Annotated in this window: 22 protein-coding genes; 11 read left to right on the top strand and 11 right to left on the bottom strand. The window is 40.1% G+C overall.

The window, feature by feature from the left end; all coding sequences use genetic code 11:
* Nucleotide 1: 1 nt before the first annotated feature.
* A complete protein-coding gene (locus tag DSM08_RS10585) occupies nt 2-1,687 on the top strand; it encodes a RagB/SusD family nutrient uptake outer membrane protein (protein WP_149526124.1) in 1,686 nt (561 codons plus the stop codon).
* Nucleotides 1,688-1,727: 40 nt separating this feature from the next.
* Here DSM08_RS10585 and DSM08_RS10580 read toward each other — a convergent pair whose 3' ends face one another.
* From DSM08_RS10580 to DSM08_RS10565, 4 genes are all read right to left on the bottom strand, one after another.
* Nucleotides 1,728-2,699: a helix-turn-helix transcriptional regulator gene (locus DSM08_RS10580; RefSeq protein ID WP_149526123.1), complete on the bottom strand. Its 972-nt coding sequence runs from the start codon at nt 2,697-2,699 to the stop codon at nt 1,728-1,730.
* A 17-nt stretch (nt 2,700-2,716) separates the two neighbouring features.
* A complete protein-coding gene (locus DSM08_RS10575) occupies nt 2,717-3,559 on the bottom strand; it encodes an MBL fold metallo-hydrolase (protein ID WP_149526122.1) in 843 nt (280 codons plus the stop codon).
* Between the two features lie 277 nt (nt 3,560-3,836).
* Nucleotides 3,837-6,026, bottom strand: coding sequence for a glutamine synthetase III family protein (locus DSM08_RS10570; protein ID WP_149526121.1), 2,190 nt, complete (start codon nt 6,024-6,026; stop codon nt 3,837-3,839).
* 200 nt (nt 6,027-6,226) lie between these two features.
* Nucleotides 6,227-9,034, bottom strand: a complete 2,808-nt coding sequence (locus tag DSM08_RS10565) for a S9 family peptidase (protein WP_149526120.1) — start codon at nt 9,032-9,034, stop codon at nt 6,227-6,229.
* Nucleotides 9,035-9,130: 96 nt separating this feature from the next.
* On the opposite strand from DSM08_RS10565, the gene DSM08_RS10560 reads away from it, so the two are divergent.
* Nucleotides 9,131-9,865, top strand: coding sequence for an SIMPL domain-containing protein (locus tag DSM08_RS10560; RefSeq protein WP_149526119.1), 735 nt, complete (start codon nt 9,131-9,133; stop codon nt 9,863-9,865).
* A gap of 83 nt (nt 9,866-9,948) precedes the next feature.
* Here the strand turns inward: DSM08_RS10560 and DSM08_RS10555 are convergent, their stop codons facing one another.
* The 4 genes from DSM08_RS10555 to DSM08_RS10540 form a co-directional block, all read right to left on the bottom strand.
* On the bottom strand, nt 9,949-10,398 hold the full coding sequence (locus DSM08_RS10555) for a PepSY-like domain-containing protein (RefSeq protein WP_149526118.1): 450 nt from the start codon (nt 10,396-10,398) through the stop codon (nt 9,949-9,951).
* Nucleotides 10,399-10,435: 37 nt separating this feature from the next.
* On the bottom strand, nt 10,436-10,879 hold the full coding sequence (locus DSM08_RS10550; protein ID WP_149526117.1) for a PepSY-like domain-containing protein: 444 nt from the start codon (nt 10,877-10,879) through the stop codon (nt 10,436-10,438).
* A 150-nt stretch (nt 10,880-11,029) separates the two neighbouring features.
* Nucleotides 11,030-12,313 carry a sensor histidine kinase gene (locus tag DSM08_RS10545; RefSeq protein WP_149526116.1) on the bottom strand — a complete coding sequence of 428 codons (1,284 nt, stop codon included), beginning with the start codon at nt 12,311-12,313 and terminating at the stop codon, nt 11,030-11,032.
* On the bottom strand, nt 12,314-12,985 hold the full coding sequence (locus DSM08_RS10540; protein ID WP_149526115.1) for a response regulator transcription factor: 672 nt from the start codon (nt 12,983-12,985) through the stop codon (nt 12,314-12,316).
* A 116-nt stretch (nt 12,986-13,101) separates the two neighbouring features.
* Here DSM08_RS10540 and DSM08_RS10535 point away from each other — a divergent pair, with 116 nt between their 5' ends.
* The 9 genes from DSM08_RS10535 (at nt 13,102) to DSM08_RS10495 (ending at nt 23,459) form a co-directional block, all read left to right on the top strand.
* Nucleotides 13,102-14,445 carry a sigma-54-dependent transcriptional regulator gene (locus DSM08_RS10535; protein WP_149526114.1) on the top strand — a complete coding sequence of 448 codons (1,344 nt, stop codon included), beginning with the start codon at nt 13,102-13,104 and terminating at the stop codon, nt 14,443-14,445.
* 312 nt (nt 14,446-14,757) lie between these two features.
* Entirely contained in the window at nt 14,758-15,093 is a 336-nt protein-coding gene (locus tag DSM08_RS10530; protein WP_149526113.1) for a DUF7674 family protein, read from the top strand.
* 1 nt (nt 15,094) lies between these two features.
* Nucleotides 15,095-15,172: a potassium-transporting ATPase subunit F gene (locus tag DSM08_RS19455; protein WP_149527705.1), complete on the top strand. Its 78-nt coding sequence runs from the start codon at nt 15,095-15,097 to the stop codon at nt 15,170-15,172.
* An 11-nt stretch (nt 15,173-15,183) separates the two neighbouring features.
* The gene (gene kdpA, locus DSM08_RS10520; RefSeq protein WP_149527704.1) at nt 15,184-16,872 is read left to right on the top strand and encodes a potassium-transporting ATPase subunit KdpA; all 1,689 of its coding nucleotides are present in this window, start codon (nt 15,184-15,186) and stop codon (nt 16,870-16,872) included.
* Nucleotides 16,873-16,882: 10 nt separating this feature from the next.
* Nucleotides 16,883-18,892, top strand: a complete 2,010-nt coding sequence (gene kdpB, locus DSM08_RS10515) for a potassium-transporting ATPase subunit KdpB (RefSeq protein ID WP_149526112.1) — start codon at nt 16,883-16,885, stop codon at nt 18,890-18,892.
* Nucleotides 18,893-18,902: 10 nt separating this feature from the next.
* A complete protein-coding gene (kdpC, locus tag DSM08_RS10510; RefSeq protein WP_149526111.1) occupies nt 18,903-19,490 on the top strand; it encodes a potassium-transporting ATPase subunit KdpC in 588 nt (195 codons plus the stop codon).
* Nucleotides 19,480-20,559: a porin gene (locus DSM08_RS10505; RefSeq protein WP_149526110.1), complete on the top strand. Its 1,080-nt coding sequence runs from the start codon at nt 19,480-19,482 to the stop codon at nt 20,557-20,559. The genes kdpC and DSM08_RS10505 overlap by 11 nt, the downstream gene beginning before the upstream one ends.
* A gap of 15 nt (nt 20,560-20,574) precedes the next feature.
* Nucleotides 20,575-21,699 carry a sensor protein KdpD gene (locus tag DSM08_RS10500; protein WP_149526109.1) on the top strand — a complete coding sequence of 375 codons (1,125 nt, stop codon included), beginning with the start codon at nt 20,575-20,577 and terminating at the stop codon, nt 21,697-21,699.
* On the top strand, nt 21,696-23,459 hold the full coding sequence (locus DSM08_RS10495; protein ID WP_149526108.1) for an ATP-binding protein: 1,764 nt from the start codon (nt 21,696-21,698) through the stop codon (nt 23,457-23,459). Before DSM08_RS10500 ends, DSM08_RS10495 begins: the two co-directional genes overlap by 4 nt.
* Here the strand turns inward: DSM08_RS10495 and DSM08_RS10490 are convergent.
* From DSM08_RS10490 to DSM08_RS10480, 3 genes are all read right to left on the bottom strand, one after another.
* Complete coding sequence (locus tag DSM08_RS10490; protein ID WP_149526107.1) at nt 23,444-23,755, bottom strand: antibiotic biosynthesis monooxygenase; 312 nt, start codon at nt 23,753-23,755, stop codon at nt 23,444-23,446. The two genes, DSM08_RS10495 and DSM08_RS10490, sit on opposite strands and share 16 nt — an antisense overlap.
* A 291-nt stretch (nt 23,756-24,046) precedes the next feature.
* On the bottom strand, nt 24,047-24,487 hold the full coding sequence (locus DSM08_RS10485; RefSeq protein ID WP_149526106.1) for a carboxymuconolactone decarboxylase family protein: 441 nt from the start codon (nt 24,485-24,487) through the stop codon (nt 24,047-24,049).
* A 62-nt stretch (nt 24,488-24,549) separates the two neighbouring features.
* On the bottom strand, nt 24,550-25,125 hold the full coding sequence (locus tag DSM08_RS10480; protein WP_149526105.1) for a Crp/Fnr family transcriptional regulator: 576 nt from the start codon (nt 25,123-25,125) through the stop codon (nt 24,550-24,552).
* Nucleotides 25,126-25,142 lie beyond the last annotated feature (17 nt).

Raw genomic sequence — 25,142 nt, 5'->3', positions numbered from 1 at the left:
TATGAAAATTGAAATATTAAAGAATACTTGGAAGTATTTATTCATGTTTTTTACATGTTTGTCAACAATATCCTGTGATTTTGATGTACTTGACACGGTACCTAGCGATCGTTATAGCGAAGACGCTATTTGGGATGATCCTGCTCTAATTGAAACATATGTATCTAGTACATATCGCTCGCTACCTAATGGATTTAGGTATAGTTTTTACAATTTATCCGTTATGGTCGACGAATTGAATGCCAGAAACAATTCTTGGCTTTATGCTTATTGGGGCGGAAATTTGACAGCGGATAATTTGGGAATTGCAAATTATTGGAGTAGTGTGCCGACAGGTACAAATACAAATCAAAACTATTGGACGACTATCAACCGTACAAATATCTTCTTTCAAAATATTGAGAGAGAACGAAGTAAAGAGATGGTTCAGGAAACTAAGGATCGAATGCTAGGTGAAATGAAAGTAATGCGTGCGAAGTGTTATTTTGAGCTGATTAGTCTATTCGGTGGAGTTCCACTAATTACTAAACCATTTAAATTGAACGATGACTTCAAATTAAAGCGTAATACGTATGACGAAATAATGTCCTTTCTTTTAAAGGAAATTGAGGAGGCTATCGAGCTATTGCCATTGGATTATGACGCCGCCAATAAGGGGCGAATTACGAAAGGTGCTGCCATGGCTTTAAAATCCCGCGCATTACTTTATCGCGCGAGCCCCTTGAATAACACGAAAAACGATCGATCAATGTGGGAAGCTGCAGCAAATGCAGCAAAAGATGTTATTGATTTGAAGAAATACAGTTTATTTAGAGACTATAGAACTTACTTTCTAGAAGAGAATATATATAATTCCGAAGCTATTTGGCAACGTCCATTTAATCAGTTGATTAGCCCAGAGGCAGTTTATTTGGAATTAGCATCTTATCCAAATGGGTATAACGGCTTTGGTCAAATTCATCCTTTACAGAATTTAGTTGATGATTTCGAGACAATTCGTGGATTGCTACCAGAGAATGACCCTCTATTTAATGATCAAGATCCATACAAAGATCGCGACCCTCGGTTTTATGCTACCATTTTGCACGATGGGATGATGTGGAAAGGTCGTGAAGTAGAAACTTTTTTACCAGGTGGTAAAGATTCAAATGAGGGATCAGTGTCCCCTTGGAATGCATCGGAAACAGGTTATTATCCAAGGAAGTTTGTAAACGAGCGTATCAATAATCCGAGCTCTACAAATATGTCTCAAACTCCTTGGACCTTTTTTCGGTATGCTGAGATACTACTGAATTATGCTGAAGCAAATTATTTTTTGGGAAATGAAGCCGTAGCTCGTGAATATTTGAACTTTGTAAGAGCTCGCGAAAGCGTTAATATGCCAGCAATACCGTCTAACGTCACTGGAAAAGCACTGTTTGATCGCATTGTAAATGAAAGACGAGTTGAATTGGTCTTTGAAATGCACAGATGGTATGATGTCAGACGTTGGAAGATCGCTCCAGAAGTTTTAAATACAGATTTTTTGAGAATGGATATCCGCAGGGACCCTACTACGGGTAAGAAGACTTACAAGAAAGTGGTATGGAAAAAAGCTGTATTTACAGACAAAGATTATTTACTTCCTGTGCCACAAGATGAATTGGATAAAAATGAATTATTGACGCAAAATCCTGGGTATAATTAGGCAAAGATAATTAAATGAAAGGCGGCAATAAGGGCGCCTTTCATTTATTTATGTTTATTATCGATTTTTCTAACAAACTTGTCAAATTCCTTTTCAATTCCACCGGTTCAAGAATCTTTACGAAATCAGCAAACATCATTAGCCATCGCGGAAATTCATTTTCGATATCTCTACTTTCAAAAGTCATTTCTATAAAGTCACCAATGTTTTTTTCAGCAACAAATCCGTAATGTTTTCTTTCCCACTTCAAATAGTTAGCGAGTCTATTCGCTACAAGAAGTTTAATCCGAGTTTTAGGGTGATTTGTTTGACGATGTTTTTCAATATATTCTGCAATGGAAATATGTTTCTTGCTGAAAATTTGATCTGTTAAAGTAGCTTCTTGAATCCGATCACTTCTAAATTGACGGAAGTCATCTCGATAGAGGCAGTAAGCAACAATATACCAAAATCCACCATCGTGATAAATTCCAATCGGTTCTATTGTCCTCAGTCGGCCTTCCTCATCTTGTATTCCCTGATATCTAACGACCAGTTGTTTTTGAAGTGAAATACTTTCTAATGTGCTACTTAGGGCATGCGGTACCTGTTCAAGAAAGGGAGGCATCGACTGCTCTCGCATAATAATCTGACTCTCCACAGTGGAAAGCAAATCCTTGTCGTGGTTTTTGAGGATAGATTTGATTTTAAGCATTGCAGAGCCATATTGCTTAGCACTTTCTTTATCTAGGAACTTTTGGGTAAGTTTTTCTGTTGCAACGAAAGATAAGGCTTCTTCTTTGCTAAAACTAACAGGTGGCAGTTTGTATCCTTCCATAATGGAATAGCCAGTACCTGCTTCTCCGATTATCGGAACACCAGCCTGCTCTAAGCTTTTTATATCTCGATAGATTGTTCTTAAGCTCACTTCGAAACGATCCGAAAGTTCTTGCGCGCGGATGACTCTCTTTGATTGTAGCTGAATGAGTATATTTACAATTCGATCGAAACGCTTTTTAATATCTACCGCCATAAGGTTGTATTGAACTTTTAAACGATATCCGACAACCTAAAAGTATCTTTAAGACGTATTCCTTTCTCTGTATGTTGCAAAGTGCAGCACTCGTGCTGTGCATCATGCTCGAGAATAAGAATATATTCATTATCCACGATTTCTTGCCAATACGATTTTCTTTCATCCATAGTTACCAATGGTCTTACATCGTAACTCATCACGTATGCCAAGGGAATATGGCCAACGGAGGGAAGAAGATCTGCCATATAAAGCAGCGTTTTTCCTTTGTACTCTAATTGTGGAAGCATCATGGCCTCGGTATGTCCGTAGGCATAACGCATTGTTATAGAATTGTCGTATTGTGGTTGTTCTTCAGATAAAAAGTTAAGTTGACCCGATTCTTGAATTGGCAGTATATTTTCTTTTAAAAAGGAAGCTTTTTCCCGTGGATTTGGGTCAATAGTTGCCCAATTCCAATGTTTCTCATTTGACCAAAAGCGAGCATTCTTGAATGCCGGAACCAATTTTTCGCCTTCGCGCACGATCGCACCACCACAATGGTCAAAGTGTAAATGAGTTAATATCACATCTGTGATATCTTCTCGATGAAAGCCATATTTTGCTAAAGATTTGTCTAGCGTATCATCTCCGTGAAGGAAATAATGTCCGAAGAATTTTGCATCTTGTTTATCACCTAGCGCAGTATCCACCAGGGTGAGACGCTTGCCATCCTCAATTAACAGAAGACGTGTTGCCCAAGTACATAGATTATTACTATCGGCCGGATTTGTTTTTTGCCAAATTGACTTTGGTACAACGCCAAACATTGCTCCACCATCAAGTTTAAAAAATCCCGTATCAATTGTATATAATTTCATACTGCTTTGCTTTTATGGTATAAATTTGCTGTTTTCATTTCTGTAAAGCAAACTACAGGTGAATGTTTTTTGAATCCCATTCAGATTTCTGAAGTTTTCTAATGAGGCGCTGTGTATTGGTTGTTTAAAATGTTATTAGTTCTTATAAAAAAACTTTCTTTTTTTTTAAAAACAAATAAAGGGATAACAGTTCTTGATGCTCTTTAATAACAGAGACTTTTAGAAAAAAGGAGGCTGTCCATTATGGACAGCCTCCTTTTTTTGTTTTAATATTTCATTAGTGAATGAACAATAGCTCTCTTAATTTTGGTAGAGGCCATTTCGCATCATCAACTAGCTTTTCTAACTTATTCACATGATAGCGGATTTCATCAAAGAATGGTTTAACCACCTCATCGTAGGCGATTGCTTTCTCGCGAACGTCATCAATTGTGTTTGCTTTTTTACGAGCTTGGCGCATTTCTTCAGCCTTCTCTAGAATTGTATTCACATGTTTCGAAATACGTTCTAGATAATTTAATTGAGAGCTATAAGACTCTTTCGGTAAGCCAAGATCCTTTAATCCTTTAACGTTCTGTATCAATTCGTTTTGATAGGTTAAACATGCCGGAGCAATTTGACTTGTTACCACTTCGCCAATCACGCGCGCTTCGATTTGAAGCTTTTTGAAGAAGTTTTCCAATAATATCTCGTGTCTAGCTTCAGATTCACGTTTAGTGTAAATTCCTAATGCTTCGAATAATTCCAATGATTCTGGAGTAACATAAACGTCTAAAGATTTAGGTGTAGACTTGATATTTGATAAACCGCGAGCTGCAGCTTCAATTTCCCATTCCTCGCTATATCCATTACCTTCAAAACGTATAGCTTTGGAATCTTTAATGTATTTACGAACGACGTTTAAGATTGCAAGGTCTTTCTTTGTTCCTTTTTTGATCTGTTTGTCTACCTCAGTTTTGAACTCGATCAATTGCGTAGCAACGATGGCATTCAATACCGTCATTGGTAATGCCGAATTAGCAGACGAACCCACAGCGCGGAACTCAAATTTATTTCCTGTAAATGCGAATGGTGAAGTACGGTTTCTGTCGGTATTATCTAATTTCAAATCTGGAATCTTAGGGATACCGTGCCATAAATTCGCTTCAGATTTTACTTTTTTCGCAACACGAGCCGATTCAACCTCCTCTAATATCTCATCTAACTGAGAGCCCAAGAAGATGGAAATAATCGCAGGAGGAGCTTCATTAGCTCCCAAACGGTGGTCGTTTGAATGGCTAGCGATAGAAGCACGTAATAGATCTGCATGTTCGAATACTGCTTTAATTGTATTCACGAAGAATGTCAAGAACATTAAGTTATTCTTTGGAGTTTTGCCTGGTGAAAGCAAATTGACGCCAGTATTCGTGATTAATGACCAGTTATTGTGTTTACCAGATCCGTTGACACCGCTATAAGGTTTCTCATGTAATAATACCTTAAAGTTATGACGCAATGCAACTTGCTCCATCACGTTCATCAACAATTGGTTATGATCAATCGCCAAGTTAATTTCTTCAAACATCGGTGCACACTCAAATTGCGAAGGAGCAACTTCATTGTGACGAGTTTTTAAAGGGATACCCAATTTTAATGCTTCATTCTCAAGATCAACCATATAAGCAAGTACACGTTCCGGAATTGCGCCGAAATAGTGATCTTCTAATTGTTGTCCTTTTGCCGACATGTGGCCAAATAATGTGCGTCCAGTAAGTTGAAGGTCCGGACGTGCGTTATATAGTGCTAAATCAACTAAAAAATACTCTTGCTCGATACCCAACGATGCATTCACCTTCGTTACTGATTTATCAAAATACTGAGCTACTTCAGTCGCTGCTTTATCAATCGATGCAATTGCTTTCAATAAAGGAGCTTTATAGTCTAATGATTCGCCAGTATAAGAAACGAATACGGTAGGGATACATAAAGTCTTGCCAGCTGATGTTTCAAAGATAAAAGCAGGAGAGGAGGGATCCCATGCCGTATAACCTCTTGCTTCAAAAGTATTACGAATTCCACCATTCGGAAAAGAAGATGCATCTGGTTCTTGTTGTACAAGTGCATCTGCGGTAAACTTTTCGATAGCACTTCCATCTGAATCCGGTTCAAAGAATGAGTCATGTTTCTCTGCAGTAGATCCTGTAAGCGGTTGAAACCAGTGCGTGTAATGTGTTGTGCCATTTTCTATCGCCCAAGCTTTCATTGCTTGTGCAATATATTCAGCCATATCACGTGTAATCTGTTTCCCTTCGTCAATAAATGAAGTAAGTTCCTTGTAAACAGTCTTAGGTAAGTATTCTCTCATCTTGAGGATGGTGAATACGTTTTTTCCATAGATGTTTACTGCTCTTTCTGCTGTGACGTTTGTTTTTGCAGCGAAAATGTGTTTCGTTGCTTCTTCAACTGCTTTGAATCTGCTGTTTGACATGTTTGTAGAATTATATATTCTTTGTTTATGTTGATTGTTCGTGTTTTTCTAAAAACTTTTTCAAAAATATATCAAAATCGGATAAATCCGATATTTTTTTTGAAAATAAATAATAAAAATGACAAATATGGGTGTCTAAAAATCGAAAAAGGGTGGAAAAATTACTTTTCCACCCTTGTTTTTATGGTGTTTTCCGATTATTAGTCAACTTCCAGTCCCCAGTCGATTCCTTTTTCTGTTGCTTTGACACCTTTTTTAATCCAATTAGCTGCCGGTGCTCCTTTTAAAAAGTGATCGAAGAACTGTGCTTCGCGAATTTGTATGTCTTTTCTATTCTGACGTTGCATTAAATTATGTCCGTCTCCGTTATAATTTAATAACCATACCGGCTTATTCAAACGTCTAAGTGCTGTGAAGAACTCAATACCCTGATACCATGGCACTGCACCGTCATTATCATTATGCATAATCGCGACCGGTGTATTTACACGGTCCATAAAGAATAGCGGAGAGTTCTCTATATATAAGTCACGTGCTTCCCACAGTGGCTTTCCGATACGGCTCTGCGTATTCTCATATTGGAATTGACGAGAGATACCTGTTCCCCAACGAATTCCGCCATAGGCTGATGTCATATTGACCACAGGTGCACCCGACCATGCCGCCGCATACATGTCTGTGCGTGTAATTAAATGCGCTACTTGATAACCGCCCCAGCTTTGTCCCTGAATTCCCATCTTCGTAGAATCCACCCAGCTATTATTGCGTGCTAGGTAATGCATACCCGAATTGATATACTCTTCAGCCGATCTTCCTGGATAGCCTGTTTCATAGCGGATATCCGGCGTAAATACTAAATATCCATTACTTACAAAGTAGGGAATGTTCAAACGCGATGGTGTAGGAGCAGGTGCTTGATAAGTATAAAGACCATCTGTCAACTTCTCATAGAAGTAAGCTATGATTGGATATTTTTTGTTTGGATCGAAATCTTCAGGTTTATATAAGATACCTTCCGCCTGATGCCCGTTCGGCGTAGTCCAAGAAACGATCTCTGCAGTCATCCAGTTATAGTCTGCCTGTTGAGGGTTGATATTTGTTAATCGTTCTTCTTGTTCAAATGACGTCAATAAATACACGTCTGGACTCGCTTTAGAATCTTCTTTCGTATAGATCAGGTGGTTTATCTTTTGATCCGCCGCCAGCATCTTGTAAGAGTAAGGACCTGTCCAGCGCGCCTCAATATTCTTTTTTCCTAATTGGTATAAGCCGGCATACTTGTTTTTAGTATTGAATCCTGATAAATAAATCGGTTGAGCCTCATCAATATAGGAAGTTCTAATTCTAGGGTCTTCGACCGGAGTTAGTCGCTGAATCCTAAAAGTAATTTTTTGCTCTCTACCTTGACCATGCGTAAATTGACGCTTCGCTTTGCCGTCTAAACTGAATTTCCAAACATCGTAACGATCATTGATGAAAACATGCTTCGCATCGTTGCTCCAGCCCACGAGACCATAAGCTCCTGGTAAAGCCGGTACGTCATTTTCTTCATCAACAAAACTCACAGAAAGTCCTTCGTTAAGCTGTTTTAGAGTTTCTGTTGCGATATGGAAACTATACCAATTGGCATCTTCTTTATTAAAATATACAACATAGTCACCTTTAGGTGCTAGATATGCGGAACCGGAGAGGTTCTTAGCAACTAATTTATTCTTACCGTCGACTAACGAAATGACGTAAACATCCGATCTGGTCTCACCATCCCATTGCGAAGAGATACGATAGCCTAGGTCGCTGCTCGCAAGAGCCCATTCGTTATCTGCATCGTCTGTAAAGCTTATTCTATTATAGGTGTCGTCTGAAATAGGCGTAACTTGACGTCCTTGTTTCGGCAGAATCATTGCCGTGAAGCTACGCATCTGGTCACGGCGGCTATTTAGCAATTGTGTAGGTTGTAAATAATCGTCCTGCCAATGCCAGATATCCACCTTAGCATTTTCAAATTCCACCAAAGTCGTGTCTTTTACGCGCGGAATGGGGGCAAGGCCAAAGAACAAGCGATTGCCAGATTTACTGAAGTTTATAGAAGCATCGCCTGAGATATACCATTTGTCAGGAACCCCGGCGGACTTTTGATCTGCTAATACATTTGCAGTATCTTGGTTTGCCGTGTAATAATAAAGCTTGAAATCTTTCAATAAGGCTTTTTCTGGAGATTTATCTGCAAGAAATGTTAATTGCTTACCTGCATCGTCAAAAGTGAACTGCTTATAAGTCCCTTTTCCATTACTGATCTTTTTCAACTTCTTAGAAGCGATCTCATAAAGATATAGGCCGGCCTCATTCAACGTATCTTTATCTGCACCTTTCTTCGTAAAGATGAAATATTGTTCATCGTTACTGATTTGGAAGTTTTCTACTTTAATAAAGTTAGTGGTGTCACCCGATTGTAAATGCAATAGATGCACAACAGGAGTGGGCTTTTCTTTTTTAGCGCTGGACGTCTTATTCGCTGTACTGTCCTTTTCTACCTGTTTGGAGGGAATAATTGTTTCGCTAGCGATGGCTATATATTTACTTCCTTTTCGAGGTAAATGATAGCTTTTAAAATTTGGATATCGACTGGTCGTATTCTTAGCTAGATTGTACACGAGTAAAGTATCCTTGGGCATGTCGTCCGGTTTCTTTTTTTTGATCCGAGCCGCTCTCGTTTCTTTAAAAAATGGTTTTACCGTACTGATCAGGAATTGTTCGTCCTCAGTCAATCGCACATCGGTCCCGCGTGGGATACTTAAAAGAAGCTGATTCTTGCTGTTTTTAACCTCCGTTAGGTTATCACCCGCTTGCGGACTGATTGTATAATGGATGATATTACCCGATTTACTAATTTCTGCCCGGCTAATGGATTTCCAGTTGTCATATACCGAGTGATCTAGTGGTTTCTTCTGCGCATAAATACCTGAAACCAGTGAGAAACTCAATAATAAAAGGCTGTATTTTTGTTTCATAAATTGATAGAAATAGGTAACCTCAATATTAATCAAAAAATGGTAACTTAGATCATAATTCAGTATAACATTTTTAATATAAAACGGATTTAGCTTATGAAAAATGCAGGAATTATAATTAGTGTTGTCGCTGCAATTGCGGTGATTGCTTTTGCCGCGATCTTGGGAAACGCATATAAGTATAAGTACAAAAACTCCAATACTATAAATGTTACCGGCGGTGCTAAAACAGATTTCGCATCAGACATCGTTAAATGGTCGGCATCATATAGCCGAAAATCCATGGATTTGAGTGAGGCTTCTGAGCAACTAAAACGCGACAGAGATCTCGTTCGCAATTTCCTAGTTCAGAAGGGTATTAATGAGAAGGAGATTTTATTTAATGCAGTCAGCATCAATAGGGAATTCAATTATTATACGGATGCTAACGGTCATTCTTCCAATACATTTACGGGCTATAACTTAATGCAAACAGTCAGTGTAGAATCGAAAGATTTGAATAAGGTGGATGATGCATCCAGAGAAATTTCTACGTTGATCTCGCAGGGAATCGAGCTTAGCTCCAATACGCCGAGTTATTATTTCTCCGGGCTTGAAGATTTGAAGTTGAAGCTGATCTCTCAAGCATCCCAAAATGCACGCCTGAGGGCTGAAAACATTGCTAAAGAGGCGGGATCCTCCTTGGGTGAATTAGTGAAAGCAGACTTGGGTATTTTTCAAATAACAGGCCAAAACGATAATGAAGAGTTTTCGTACGGCGGAGCTTTCAATACAACATCCAGAAACAAAACGGCAAATATTACGGTCAAAGCTAGCTACTTATCCAACTAAGCATAGATAGATGAAGAAAAAGAAAAGGCGAGATTAAAAACCTCGCCTTTCTTTTTCTTTATGAATTCAGAAATTTCCCCGAATTATGGATCGATTCTTACGAATTTTCCTTCTTTATCGAAAACGAGGTCTAGACCATTTGTTAATTCAATATCGTAGCCGTAGTTTTCTTTCTCTATGCTATTAATACCACTATTTGGGTAGTTTTCTTTTACATAGCTTAGGATAGATGCAGGGATTAGATTATCCGGTAATACTGAGGAGTCGTTAACTGCATCGATATCTAGCCAATTACCATTTTTATCAAATTTGATTTCAATTCCGTTATCTAACAAGACTTCATATTCCTTGCCAGATAGCCCTTCTTTCTCTTCAACTACCGATAGGATTTTCACCCCATTGAAATTGCTATTGATAAATTGAGAGGCTGTAGTAGGTAAATCGCTTTCCGTAACGACAGTTTCTTTGTCGCAAGACATTGTTAATAATGCAATGGATAAAACGAGACTGATGCTTAATAATAACTTTTTCATGTGCTTATATATTGAGTAATTTGTTTTTTAATCTTGTTTAGTCGTCAACTCTGATAAATTCACCTTTCGTATTGAATTTAAGATCAATACCACTTGTTAATTCCACCTCGATGTCACGAGAATCTTTGGAGATCTGTACGATTTCGTTGTTTGGGAAGCTCTTTTTGACATATTCTCTGATTGATGCTGGAATAATGCTTTGGGGAACAGCGTTCTTCTTCGCGTCGACTTCGGTCCAATTACCGTTTTTGTCAAATTCCACTTTAGTACCATTGGCCAATACCACTTGGTATTCGATCGGCGAAAGAAGTTCTTTTTCCGATTTCACCAATGCCACCTTCTCTTGTTTATAATGAGCGGAGATAAAGGATTGTGCAGTTTTTGGTAAAGCATTCAACTGAATAATCTTTTCTTGTCCGATCGCTTGAAATGATGATCCTGCGATCAAGCCAACAAGTGCTATTTTTACTATATTTTTCATGTTCTATCAATTATTATACTACAATAATCGATAGCAAAACTGTAAACAATTGGGAATTTTAAATGAATAATAGAAAAAAGATAAGTTTTTTTCTATTATTCATGAGCTACAAAGCTTCTGTGTCCTGTAAAAAATCAAATAATAAACGTATTAGCTTTGTTTCTTCAATACAAAGTGCTGCAGCGATCCTTCGTAATGATACGCAAGTTTGATATGCATATGTTGTTCTAATATCGACTGAACTATAGAAAGACCTAATCCATTCGAATTGTTATCCTGACTGCCTTTATGAAAACGCTCGAATATGTAAGCCGGATTAAGCGCACCGCTGTTGCTGCTATTGGCAATATCTATAGTCGAATCAGTGATTTGAATCCATATTCTACCCGGCGAGCTATTGTATTTTATCGCATTTCGAATCAAATTCGAGAGCATAATTTGTGCTAGATCCGCATTAAATTCCGTCTCGAAATTACCCTGCTCATTTAACTCCACTTCAATTCCTTTGTATTCTATAATATCTTCCATGTCATGAAGCAGGTTTCTCAGGACTTCGTTGAAATTCACTTCCTGCATTTCGCTATATTGGTTGTTATCGATACGGGAAAGCATTAATAAGGATTTATTCAATGCGACCATGCGGTGGAGCGACTGTTTAGCTTCTGACACACGCACGAGCTGACTTTCATCCAATGCGCCTTCTTGCATCAGTAGTTCCAATTTGCTGATCGTAATGGCTAATGGTGTTTGTAATTCATGCGAGGCATTCTCGAGAAAACGCTTCTGTCCGGCAAAGACTTCTTCATTGCGACTGATCATATTGACAATCTGACCATTGAGTTCTTCAAATTCTTTAACCTTCGTAGGAATCGGTTCAAAGCTCTTCGAGTGTCCAAAGCGATATCGGCTCAAGTTGGCCAGTATTTCCTGAAAAGGCTTCCATGCGCGACTCATAACGTAATAGTTTACGACTAGTATGCTCAGTACAATCACCAAGTACAAAACCGTCAAAGCAATACCTAAATTAATTGAATAGTCATCCTCTTCCACGGTTGAAGTCCTAATCTCTAGCCTATATGGAGCCCCATCCTTACTGTAGAAGCCGGTTTTAAGTACTCTGTAAGGCTCATCTTCCTCGTCATAAGGCATATACATGAACTCCCTGGAAAAGTGATTTTTATCCAAATCTTCACTATCAGAGGTCGGGAGGATCCGAAACTGATTGATGCCGTAATTCCGATTCTCCTCTAGGATACTAGGATTCTTGAATGCTTCCCGTATAATTTCAATTTTTTGGTTTTTCAGTCCATCATCCACATTATCATATACCTCGTCCATCATGAAGGCGTAAAACAGCAAGGCCCACACCGCGATAATGATCAAGATCGTGATCACTAGAAATCGATTTGTATAATATTTTATCGATACTGACATCTAAACAAGTTTATAGCCCACACCGTATACAGCCTGAAGGTCCATATCAGCCTGAGCTTCTTTTAGCTTTTTACGAATATTCTTGATTTGGGAATAGATAAAATCTAAACTATCCGCTTGATCTGAACTATCGCCCCAAACTGATTCGATAAGACTCGTCTTCTCCATCAATTTGTTCGGACGTAGGATGAAATAATAAAATAGATCATATTCTTTACGGTTCAAGACCATTTCCTTTCCATCAACCATAACTTGACGGTTATCGGGGTCTACCGTCACATTCTTATATTGCAGTAGTTTCTCACCGTCTCGGGCATTTCTGCGGATAATAGATTTTACTCTAGCCAATAATTCTGCTAGATGGAAGGGTTTCGCAAGATAGTCATCCGCACCAATCTCTAAACCTAATACTTTATCTTCAACAGAGTCCTTAGCGGATAAAATCAACACCGGTTGTTTTTTATGTTGCTCTTTTAGCGCCATCAATATATCTAAACCAGACCCGCCGGGGAGCATAATGTCCAACAATATACAATCATAATCATACGTCAACGCCTTTTCTAACCCTGCATGAAAATCATGTGCCGTTTCCGTCAGAAAGTTTTCACTTTTTAAAAATTCTTCAACAGTTTGTAACAGAGCTAGTTCGTCTTCTATAATTAGTATCTTCATGTGCATTAAAAATACAATTAAGTTAAAAGATTCTGAAAAGAATCTGGAATGTTCCTTTTTTAAATTTTAATCCTAGCCTAATTTTCTAATTTAGCTTGGAAAAGCCGAGATGCCCTATGCAGAACCGTATGTTAATTATCGATGATGAAGATAAACTTCGTCAGTTACTTGCCCGAATAATCGAACTGGAATGGGAGGATTTAGAAATTCAACAAGCAGCCGATTTAAAAATTGGATTACAGCAACTTAAACAACGTGAATTTGATGTCGTTATCTCGGATGTCAAACTCCCCGACGGAAATGGTGTTGACTTCGTTCTCGAAATAAAAAAGCAGCAACCTTTGACGGAAGTTATCCTGATGACCGCCTATGGGCAGATAAGCGATGGCGTACAGGCTATAAAAAATGGTGCCTTCGATTATATGACGAAAGGCGATGATAACAATAAGATTATCCCCTTGTTATATAAAGCATTCGAGAAAGTAAAAATGGCAAAGCGAATTGCTAAGCTTGAGGCTCAAGTAGGGAAGAAATATTCTTTCGATCAAATCATTGGGCAGTCCAGAGAGCTCAAAAATGCGATCAATCTAGCCGAGCGCGTAGCACCAACGGATAGTACCGTGCTCTTATTGGGCGAAACGGGAACGGGGAAAGAAGTATTTGCACAAGCGATTCATTACGCTAGTAAACGAAGTGCGAAGTCATTTGTCGCAATCAACTGCTCTGCATTTAGTAAGGATTTGTTAGAAAGCGAGCTTTTCGGACATATCGCCGGCTCATTTACGGGAGCGATGAAGGATAAGGCAGGATTATTTGAGGAAGCGAATTTAGGAACTATATTTCTAGACGAAATTGGAGAGATGCCGCTAGAGCTGCAGGCGAAAATCCTGCGGGTTTTAGAAACGGGAGAGTTCATAAAAGTGGGAGAAAGTAAGCCAACAAAGGTAAATGTACGCGTAATAGCAGCCACTAACAGAGATCTAGAAAAAGAAGCCGAAGAGGGTCTTTTTCGTGCCGATTTATTTTATAGACTCTCCGTATTCAATATTCATTTGCCGGCTTTAAAGGATCGACCATCCGATATTCCTATGCTCATCGAGTTTTTTGTCGGAATATGTTCAAGCAAAATGAATATGAAAATCCCCCAAGTTGATAGCGCATATATCGATGCGATGAAGAACCATCATTGGAGGGGAAATATCCGAGAGTTAAAGAATGTAGTCGAGCGTAGCCTCATCTTAATGGACGGCGATAGGCTTGGGCTAAATAGCCTTCCGTATGATATACAGGTAGAGAAGCCGAAAAGTCATTCTTCCAGTTCCTTCGCTTTACACGATGTAGAAAAGGAACATATACAGCGCGTTCTTCATCATACACACAATAACAAAGCAGAAGCAGCCCGTTTGTTGGGAATTGGAATAGCCACACTGTACCGGAAAATCGAAGAGTACAAACTCTAAAAGCCTTTCATATTGAGAAGGAGCCTATCATTTTGATAGGCTTTTTTTATGCGCTGTTTTTTATGGTTTTTCTTAAAGTGCTATTGGTTAGTCTCTTATATGTCTGGTCGTTCTCGTGGTATCTCTTTTGGCATCCCTCGGAAAACAAAAGAGATGAAAACACTTGGTAACATCGGAATAAGCATAAATGCTTTTCTATTGAATCAACCCTTTAACGCGCAATTATGGTAACTGTAATCTTAATCATAGTCTGTACACTATGCTTTCTAATATTCTACAAATCGATCAATTTTTTCGACAAAATCTAAGGCCATGAAAAATAAAATCATTAGCAGTATCCATGAATGGTTTCCGGAATGTGTGCCCGCTGAACAGAATGTAACTGAATATACGGTATTACAAAATGTGGCAGATTATTGTATTCGTTGTTTAAATGGGAACAATGAAGAACAAGGACTGGCAAAAGAAGCCATCAATATTATTGGAATCTTATATTATAACGGTTCCTTGCATGAAAGGAACGCTATAGAGAATGAGTTCCTGGAACGGATATCCCATTGTGAATCTCCCGCAAGTCTGCGTTTGCATATAGACTTCTTGCCCAAAGAACTTCGACCAATATATATGAAAACCATCTTAGAGAACTAACATGATCAGCTTATTAATTATATCGATTATGGTATTTCTGTACATCGTGTATGTGCTGATCTATCCGGAAAAATTTTAAAACTAATTATGATGAACACAGAAATTATTGCTGTCATCTTCATGTTCCTAATTACGGTGCTCTTAGGAATTCCTTTAGGACGATACATAGCAAAAGTATACCTTTCAGAACGTACCTTTTTAGACCCTGTCTTTGGACCAATAGATCGGCTAATCTATAAATTCTCCGGAATCGATCCGAATCGTGAAATGACATGGAAAGAGAACCTGGGTTCCTTACTGATTATCAACCTGTTTTGGTTGTTTTTAACGATGGCCGTATTGATGTTACAGCATCTATTGCCCTTGAATCCGGATAACAACCCCGGTATGCGTCCTGACTTAGCCTTTAACACCGCAATTTCTTTTGTCGTGAATTGTAATTTACAACATTACTCCGGCGAAAGCGGTGTCAGCTACCTGTCTCAGGGTATGTTGATGTTCTTGCAGTTCGTAAGTGCTGGAGTGGGGATGGCTGCGGCGGCGATGCTCTTTAAAGCATTTCGAGAAAAGCAGACGGATACATTGGGTAACTTCTACCAACTATTTGTAAAATCCTGTACACGAATACTGTTGCCCATCTCCTTGTTGGTTGCGACTATTCTCCTGTATCAGGGAACTCCAATGACCTATCAGGGAAAGGATCAGATGATCGGACTTACAGGAGATAGTATTATCATATCGACTGGGCCTGTAGCTGCATTTGTCGCCATAAAGCACGTTGGTACAAATGGTGGCGGTTTCTTTGGAGCCAATTCCAACCACCCTTTAGAAAACCCCAGTTTTTTGAGCAATATGACCGAGATGGTAGCACAGTTTATTATTCCGATCGCCATGATCTTTGCTTTTGGTTATTATATACGAAGGAAAAAGTTCGCCTGGGTGATATTCGCAGTCATGACGTTTGGGTTTATATGTCTAGTGATACCAAATGTCCAAATGGAACAGGCAGGTAATCCTGCTATTGCAGCGATGGGCATCAACATGGATAATGGTGCAATGGAGGGCAAGGAAGTACGCATAGGTGCAGTAGCAGCAGGATTCTGGTCTATCGTTACTACGGTTATCTCCACCGGATCAATCAACTCGATGCATGATAGTGGTATGGCGCTGTCTGGCATGAATGAGCTCCTCGGTATGATGATTAATGCCTTCTATGGCGGTTGTGGCGTAGGCATCTTAAACTTCTTTGTATTTATTGTACTCGCAGTTTTTATCAGTGGACTGATGGTCGGGCGAACTCCAGAGTTTATGGGCAAGAAAGTGGAAGCAAAGGAAATGAAAATTGCCATGATCATTGCCCTTCTTCATCCTTTCCTAATTCTCGTTGGAACCGCTTTAACAAGTTCTATCCCTTCATGGGGCGTTGCTACCACAAATAACCCGGGTTTCCATGGTTTCTCAGAAATCCTTTATGAATATACTTCTGCGGCAGCCAACAATGGTAGTGGTTTTGAAGGATTAGCAGATAACACCTATTGGTGGAACATCAGTACGGGTATCGTTTTGTTATTCGGACGTTTCCTTCCTATCATAGGTCCTGTTGCAATAGCCGGCATTCTCGCTGCAAAACGACATATACCAGAAAGCTCCGGTACATTAAAAACCGACACCTTTACTTTCGGATTTATGATTCTCGCAGTCATTGTTATCGTTGCTGCACTATCATTCTTCCCAGCACTAACCTTAGGCCCAATTGCTGAATATTTCACTTTAAAATAATTGATCTGATATGAAAACTCAAAATTCATTTTTTGATCCTCGATTAATAAAAGATTCTTTATTGCAAGCGTTTGTCAAGCTCGACCCGCGCAGCATGATCAGAAACCCTGTGATGTTTACTGTAGAAATTGCTACAGCCATTATGGCGGTTGTTTGTCTACTCATTCTTTTCGGAAATCAAGAACAGGGAAGTTTTCTCTATAATTTCAGTGTGTTCTTGATTCTCCTGCTGACCTTATTGTTCGCAAATTTTGCCGAGTCGCTGGCGGAAGCCAGAGGGAAAGCACAAGCGGACAGTTTGCGGAAGACTAGGGAGGAAACCCCGGCCAAACTTGTTGATGGCAGGACAATCAACTCATCTGCTTTGCAGAAAGGCGATCGTTTCATTTGCGTTGCTGGTGATATCATACCGACCGATGGTGAAATAATAAAAGGTCTGGCAACCATCGATGAAAGCGCGATTACAGGCGAGTCAGCCCCGGTAATTCGTGAAGCAGGTGGCGACCGTAGTTCCGTTACTGGAGGAACGAAGGTGCTGTCGGACGAGATCGTTGTCAGCGTAACGGCTGAAGCAGGCAAGAGTTTCTTGGACAAGATGATTGCCTTGGTGGAAGGCGCTAAACGCCAGAAAACACCAAACGAAATAGCACTGACTATACTTTTAGCGGGATTTACCCTAGTGTTCATTTTAGTAGTAGTAACGTTGAGCCCCTTTGCACAATACGCTAATGTGGGAATTAGCATCTCTGCCTTTATTTCATTATTTATCTGTTTAGTACCAACGACGATTGGAGGCCTCTTATCAGCAATAGGTATTGCAGGCATGGATAGAGCGTTACGTGCAAACGTATTGACTAAATCGGGGAAAGCTGTAGAAACAGCAGGTGATATTGATGTCCTTTTATTGGATAAGACAGGGACAATCACCATAGGCAATAGAAAAGCAACACGGTTTCAGGAGACGGAGGGTGTTGCAAAAGAACGATTGGTAAAGGCTGCAGCTTTAAGCTCAAAGTTTGATGAAACACCCGAAGGGAAATCTATCGTTGAATTGGGTGGTATAGACCTCTCAAATCCGTCTAAGCAGGTGGAATCCGCCATTCGGTTTACAGCGGAAACACGATGCTCCGGAATTGATTTTGGAAGTACTCGAATTCGCAAGGGTGCAACCGATGCGATCAAAAAGATCGTTGAAGATGCAGGGCATTCCTTTCCTAATGACATTTTAGAGGAGGTAAAATTAATCGCAGCCAATGGTGGCACCCCGTTGGTTGTTAGCGATAATGAACAGGTGTTAGGAGTCGTAGAACTGCAAGACATCATCAAGCCTGGAATTCAAGAACGTTTTGCAAGACTTCGCAAAATGGGAATTAAAACGGTGATGGTGACCGGCGATAACCCCCTAACAGCCTCATTTATCGCCAAAACTGCAGGGGTGGACGATTTTATCGCTGAAGCAAAACCGGAGGATAAGATGAACTATATCCGTAAAGAGCAGCAAGACGGTAAGTTGGTGGCGATGATGGGGGACGGCACGAACGACGCACCTGCTCTAGCGCAAGCCGATGTAGGTGTCGCCATGAACAGCGGAACACAAGCTGCAAAAGAAGCTGGTAATATGGTCGATTTGGACAATGATCCCACTAAGTTGATTGAAATCGTCGAAATAGGAAAGCAATTACTAATGACTCGCGGGACATTGACGACCTTCAGTATTGCTAACGATGTTGCTAAGTATTTTGCCATAATTCCGGCACTGTTTATCCTGGCAATTCCCGCGCTCGAGCCCCTCAACATCATGCATTTAAAAAGCCCCGAGTCAGCAATACTTTCTGCGATTATCTTCAATGCGATCTTGATTCCCCTGTTAATTCCATTAGCCTTGAAAGGCGTTCCTTACAAACCCATTGGTGCCTCCGCACTGCTACGCCGAAATATCGTTATTTATGGTTTCGGAGGACTCATCGCGCCATTTATAGGTATCAAATTGATTGATTTGATTTTATCCTTTATTTTTTAATCCAAACATCATGAAATCCAACATAACAATTGCTATCCGACTGAGTATCATCTGTCTATTTGTGTTCGCTGTGCTTTATCCATTTATCATATGGGCGCTAGCGCAAACCCAAGCTTCCAAAGGGAAAGGAAAAATGATTGAAGTAGCGGGAAAGTCGTATTACTATCACATTGGGCAAGCCTTCGAAGGGGACCATTATTTTCAATCCCGTCCCTCTGCGGTGGATTATAATGCAGCAGGATCCGGAGGCAGCAATAAAGGTCCTTCCAACGAAGCTTATTTAGATGAGGTTGCAGCACGCATAGACACATTTCTTCAAAAGAACCCTACTGTTCGGCGTGCGCAAGTACCTGTAGACCTCGTAACTGCGAGCGGAAGTGGATTAGATCCGCATATATCTGTGCAGGCAGCATATGTACAAGCAGCTCGGGTTGCGGAATTGCGAGGTCTATCCGTCCCTCAGGTAAATAATCTAGTAGCTGAAATTAAGGAAAAGGCACTATGGGGATTATTTGGTCCCGAAACTATCCACGTCCTGAAACTCAATTTGGCATTAGATGATATGAATAATAAGTTAGGAGGGAACCATGGAAATTAAAGGTTGGCTCGCTGGGCTGTGTTGTTTCAGCGCTACAGCCTTATATGCCCAAGAGAATAAAGACAGTTTGCAAAACAAGCTGCGTATTAATGGTTACCTGGAGGCCTACTATACATACGATTTCCAGAAGCCATCAAATCATGAGAAGGCTGACTTCATCTATTCGCATAACCGAAGTGATGAGGTATCGGTCAATCTTGCTATGTTGCGGGCAACTTACCAGAGCGAGCGCGTTCGTAGTCAGGTAGCTTTGGCTACTGGCTCCTATATGAATGCGAATTACTCCGCTGAGCATGGAGTATATAAAATGATTTATGAGGCTAATGTGGGGTATAAGTTAAGTCCGAAATCTAATTTCTGGATTGACGCCGGTATTATGCCTTCACATATCGGTCCGGAAAGTGCTATAGGTATAGATAATATTAGTTTGACACGCAGCATCTCGGCCGAGAACTCACCATATTTTGAAACGGGGGCTAAGTTGAGCTATCAAACTCCGAACGAAAAGTGGAGCCTCGCTATTTTGGCGCTCAATGGTTGGCAAAGGATTCAACTGCCCGAATCAAGTCAAGGTTTGTCCCTTGGCCATCAGGTTCAATATAAACCTTCCGAGCGTCTATTGTTGAATAGTAGCTCATATATAGGCGATGAAGGCCTGGATAGCCTACGCATATTCCACGATTTCTTTATACAAGTGGATGCTACAGACCGCCTTAGCTTTTTAGGACTATTTGATTATGATATACAGCATCAATCTAATGACGACGATGTGGCGAATTATTGGACGGTCGGATTGCAGGCTCGGTATAAATTATTAGAAAACTTTAATATAAATGCCCGTGTGGAGTATTTTAACGATGCTGATGCTATACTATTCGGTAGCTTAGAATCTAAACCATCAGAAATTGTGGGCATTTCCTCAGGGTTCGATCTTCATTTGTTCGATGGCTTATTTTGGCGCACGGAATTTCGCTATCTGCACAGTGACGCTGAGATATTTAAGCATAAAGCAGATCAGTATAAATCGGCAAATGGGAACTTGACCACGGCCTTATGCTGGCGATTTTAGAATCATCTAAATAACATGGAAGAACAACGTAAATCCGCCGAATATTTCCTGAACCTGCTAAAGCAGGCGCGACGCGGGAAGTTTAAGATCTACCTTGGCATGAGTGCGGGCGTGGGAAAATCCTACCGCATGTTGCAGGAAGCACATAATCTGTTGCGTAATGGTATTCCAGTAAAAATCGGGTTCATTGAAACCCATGGTCGGGCGGAAACTGACGCTTTGGTCACGGGACTTCCCGTTCTTCCGCGAAGGAAACTATATTACAAAGGAAACGAACTGGAAGAGATGGATGTGGATTTAATACTGAAGCTTAAACCAGAAGTCGTAATCGTTGATGAATTAGCACATAGCAATATTCCCGGAAGTAAAAATGAAAAACGCTGGCAGGACGTTATTGAACTCCTAGAGGCTGGAATCAATGTCATCTCTGCCATCAACATACAACATATGGAAAGTTTACAGGTTGAGCTATCTGCCTATCTAAAAATGGAAGTAAAAGAGCGAGTGCCAGACAAAGTGTTCGATATGGCGGATGAGTTGGTGCTAATCGATATTAGTGTGGAAGACCTGATTGCGCGCTTAAAGGAAGGTAAGATATATCATGTAGACAAGATTCAAACCGCATTGAGCAATTTCTTCCAAGCAGAGCATCTGGATTTGCTTCGTGAATTGGCTGTGAAGGAAGTTGCAAGCCACGCCATCAAAAAGCATGAACGTTACCATGTTGGAGCGAAAAAGAGACGTTTAGAGCGCTTCATGGTCTGCGTCAGTACAGATGAAAGGCGCGCAAGAAACCTCATCAGGAGAACCTCCAGGCTAGCGAGTTATTATCATGCTGAATGGTTTGTCCTTTACGTGCAGACCGCGAAGGAGAGCAGTGATAAAATCGCGCTGGATAAACAACGTTTTCTAATTAATAATTTTAAATTGGCCACGGAATTAGGGGGACAGGTGATACAAATTAAAGGAACGGATGTTCCGAGCCATATCGTCGAGCAAGTATTGCAAATGCAGATCACGACACTTTGTATTGGCCGGCCGCATTGGTCGTTTTTTAGAATTTTATGGACGATGGGTTTATTTAGAAAACTACTGAAAAAACTAGAACCTATTGAAGTCGATTTAATTATACTCTCATGAAAATCAAAACAAAATTGAATATAGGCATAGGGTTATTGTTTTTAATGATCCTGTTGCTTGCGTTTGCAAGTACCTGGTATGTTAGTTCTTTGAAACGGGAAGCCGATAATGTATTGGCAGCAAATTATCTGTCGGTAGAATATGCAAGGAATATGTTGGGTGCGTCGGATCAATATAGCGCTGGTGATACAGTCGCACTAGCAACGCTACGTAGCAATTTAGCAAAACAAAAGAAAAACGTCACGGAATTGAGCGAGAAGGAAATTACGACAAATTTAGAATTGAAACTGAATAGGTTGTTAGACAATCCATCCGACCCACAGCATGCTAGCGAACTTAGGGAAGAGCTCGTCAACCTCATGAACGTGAATATGGCAGCTATCGTTAAAAAGAACGATCATACAAAATTGCTCGCTAATGAGGCTTTTTTGCTGATATCCATACTCGGAGCGTTAAGCTTTCTGATTGCCTTCGTATTGTGGGTCAATCTGCCAAGCAATATCGCCGATCCTATCAAAAAACTAACCAACAGCATTCGAGAGATCGCGAAACAGAATTACGCACAACGCCTTTACTTCAAAGGGGACTCAGAATTTGTCGACCTGGCAAATTCCTTTAACAGCATGGCTGAACGCTTGCAGGAATATTCAAATAGCAAATTAGATCACATCTTACAAGAAAAGAAGAGGGTAGAGGCCTTGGTGAATAGCATGCATGATCCTGTGATCGGATTGAATGACAAAAAGGAAATTCTGTTCATCAACGATGAGGCGCTACAGCTCATCGGTCTTAGCAGGGAAGAAGTCAAGCTGAAGCCGCTTCAGGAGCTCGCTAATGCAAGCGACCTGATTGCAAGGATTGTTGAAATTCCGGAAAAGACCCCTGAGCGACAAGTACATGCCTTAGAAGATAATACATTAAACATATTTGTAGATAATAAAGAAAGTTATTTTGAGAAGCAGGTTTATGCTATCGAAATTGTGCCAACAGGAGAACAGGCGTTACAACATGTAGGGGAGGTGATTATTCTGAAAAATATTACCAGCTTTAAGGAACTCGATGTCGCTAAAACAAACTTTATTGCCACCGTATCACATGAGTTGAAGACCCCTATAGCATCTATACAAATGGGCCTGGAATTATTGAACCACCCAAAGACGGGCGAGCTAAGTGAAAATCAACGAAAGTTAATGGAAGGAATAAAAGATGATAGCGAACGGTTGCTGCGAATTACTTCCGAGCTGCTCAATATGTCGCAAGTAGAGACTGGGAATATTAAGCTCTTTGCGCAATGGTGCAACCCAATGCCTGTTATTACTTACGCACTTCAGGCTACCCGATTGCAAGCCGAACAAAAACATATCGAGCTCGTAACGGAACTGGATGAAGATCTCCCGGAGGTCTATATCGATGAGGAAAAGACTGCTTGGGTTCTCACAAACTTTATTACGAATGCAATACGTTATTCAGCAGAGCACAGTAAAATCATCGTTTCACTGGCAAAGAAAGACGCCAAATTAGTCTTTTCGGTGCAAGATCATGGAAAAGGAATTGACAGCAGCTATAAGGATCGCATCTTTGATCGCTATTTTCAAATACCTGGATCTATGCGCTCCGGCACGGGATTGGGACTTTCCATTGCCAAGGATTTTATCGAGAATCAAGGCGGAAGTATTGCCGTAGAAAGTAGCGTAGGGGTCGGTAGCACTTTTTCATTCAGCATCCCGACAAACAAAAACCAGCATTATTCGAAATCGTAGGTCTCGAAGTGTGTTACGAATTCCTCAAATTCTAAAAGATACTTTTTGTCTTCCGGATAATATCTAGCGCGTTGAAAATGTTCTCCGGCAAACTCTTGTATGCTGCTTGTGGATTCCCATTCCGTAACGGTCATAAAATGGCAGATGTCATGATCGATTCGACGTAGGACTTTTGCAGAAAGGTTTCCTTTCGTGCTGCGGTAATCCTTCATGCCCGTGCTGGTTAAGTAATTTAGGTAGATATCAGCGTCTTCTTTCCGTGTTATACCATGCCATATTCTTGTGATTGTCTTCATGTCGTTTACTGTTGGTATACACTAATTTACGGAATATGCCTTAAAAAACTCAAGTGTACATAGAAACAACAAGGTGGATCAAATTTCTCGATAGCTTAAGAAAATGAACAATTTCAAAAAAAACATTCTTCCTTATCCTCGGCCGTTATGAAGTGTCGTCATATCAGCGTCTGCTCATAACCTCACAAAAGCCGATTCAAACCCAATGTTCAGCCGCTTCGAATTGGGTTTGAAAGGGTTGATCATTGGGTTTGAAAGGGCTTTAAAAGGGATCTAACTAAAACTTGTCTACTACAATTCCGGTTGCGTGTGGCTCGTAATGGCAATTCGATTCCAGACATTGATGGTGGCGATCGCTAAGATAATTTGCGCGATATAGTTTTCGTTAAATAGTGTTTTAGCAGCTTGATAGGTGTCTTCTGTTAATCCAGCTTCATGGATTTTGGTCACCTCTTCGGTCATTGCGAGTATCGTGCGCTCTTCCGGAGTAAATATATTCGTTTCTCGCCAAGCATTAAGTAGGAAGATACGCTGAGCTGTTTCTCCCTGTGCCATGGCGTCCTTCGTATGCATATTGATACAAAACGCACAACCATTGATCTGAGAGGCGCGGATTTTGATCAGTTCGAGATGGGTTTTATCCAGATCAGAAGCCTGTATATAATTTTCTAATGTAAGGACGCGTTTGTAACCGCTAGGTTCCAATTCAGCGATGTTCATTCTTGCTTTCATATTGTTCTTGTTTTTGATATTGCAAAGTTGCAAAGTCGAAAACAAGAAAATCTTAAGCTAGTTTAAGAAAATATCTTTTTTCGAATTTCGCTCAGGTATTCTGGGGTAAGACCTAAATAGGAAGCGATGAGATATTGTGGTACGCGCTGTACAAAATCAGGGAAATTATTATTGAATTGTATGAATATTTCTTCCTTGGAGTACAGTTTAAATAGTTTGTTTCTGAACTGCGCTGCAGCAAAAGCTTTCTGATAGATCTGAAGGAAGTGTATTTGCATATAAGGCTGTTCTTTAATTAATAATTGCTCTTTATCTCTACTAATTCTTAATATTCTACTGTTTTCTACTGCTTGAATATAACAGTCTGTTTCTATCTTTCCTAGATATGCTTTCTGATCACAGAGCCACCATGATTCCAAGGCAAAGTCTGTCGTGATTTCTTGCCCTTTTTCGTGCAAGGTGTACATGCGAAGGCAACCATCAAGCACGAAATAATTGTAAAGCTGCGTTTGTCCCACCTCTTGAATCATCTCTTTCTTCTTGAGTGAATGGACTTCAAAATATGATAGGATCGCTTCGAATTGTTCGTCGCTTATCTTTTGATATTTTTGAATATGTTGGCGAAAAGAGTTTAGCATTTTGTGCTATTATTTTT

The organism is Sphingobacterium hotanense (assembly GCF_008274825.1).
Classification (GTDB): domain Bacteria; phylum Bacteroidota; class Bacteroidia; order Sphingobacteriales; family Sphingobacteriaceae; genus Sphingobacterium; species Sphingobacterium hotanense.
Note: the sequence above shows the minus strand (reverse complement) of the source record. Positions and strands in the feature narration are given on the sequence as shown.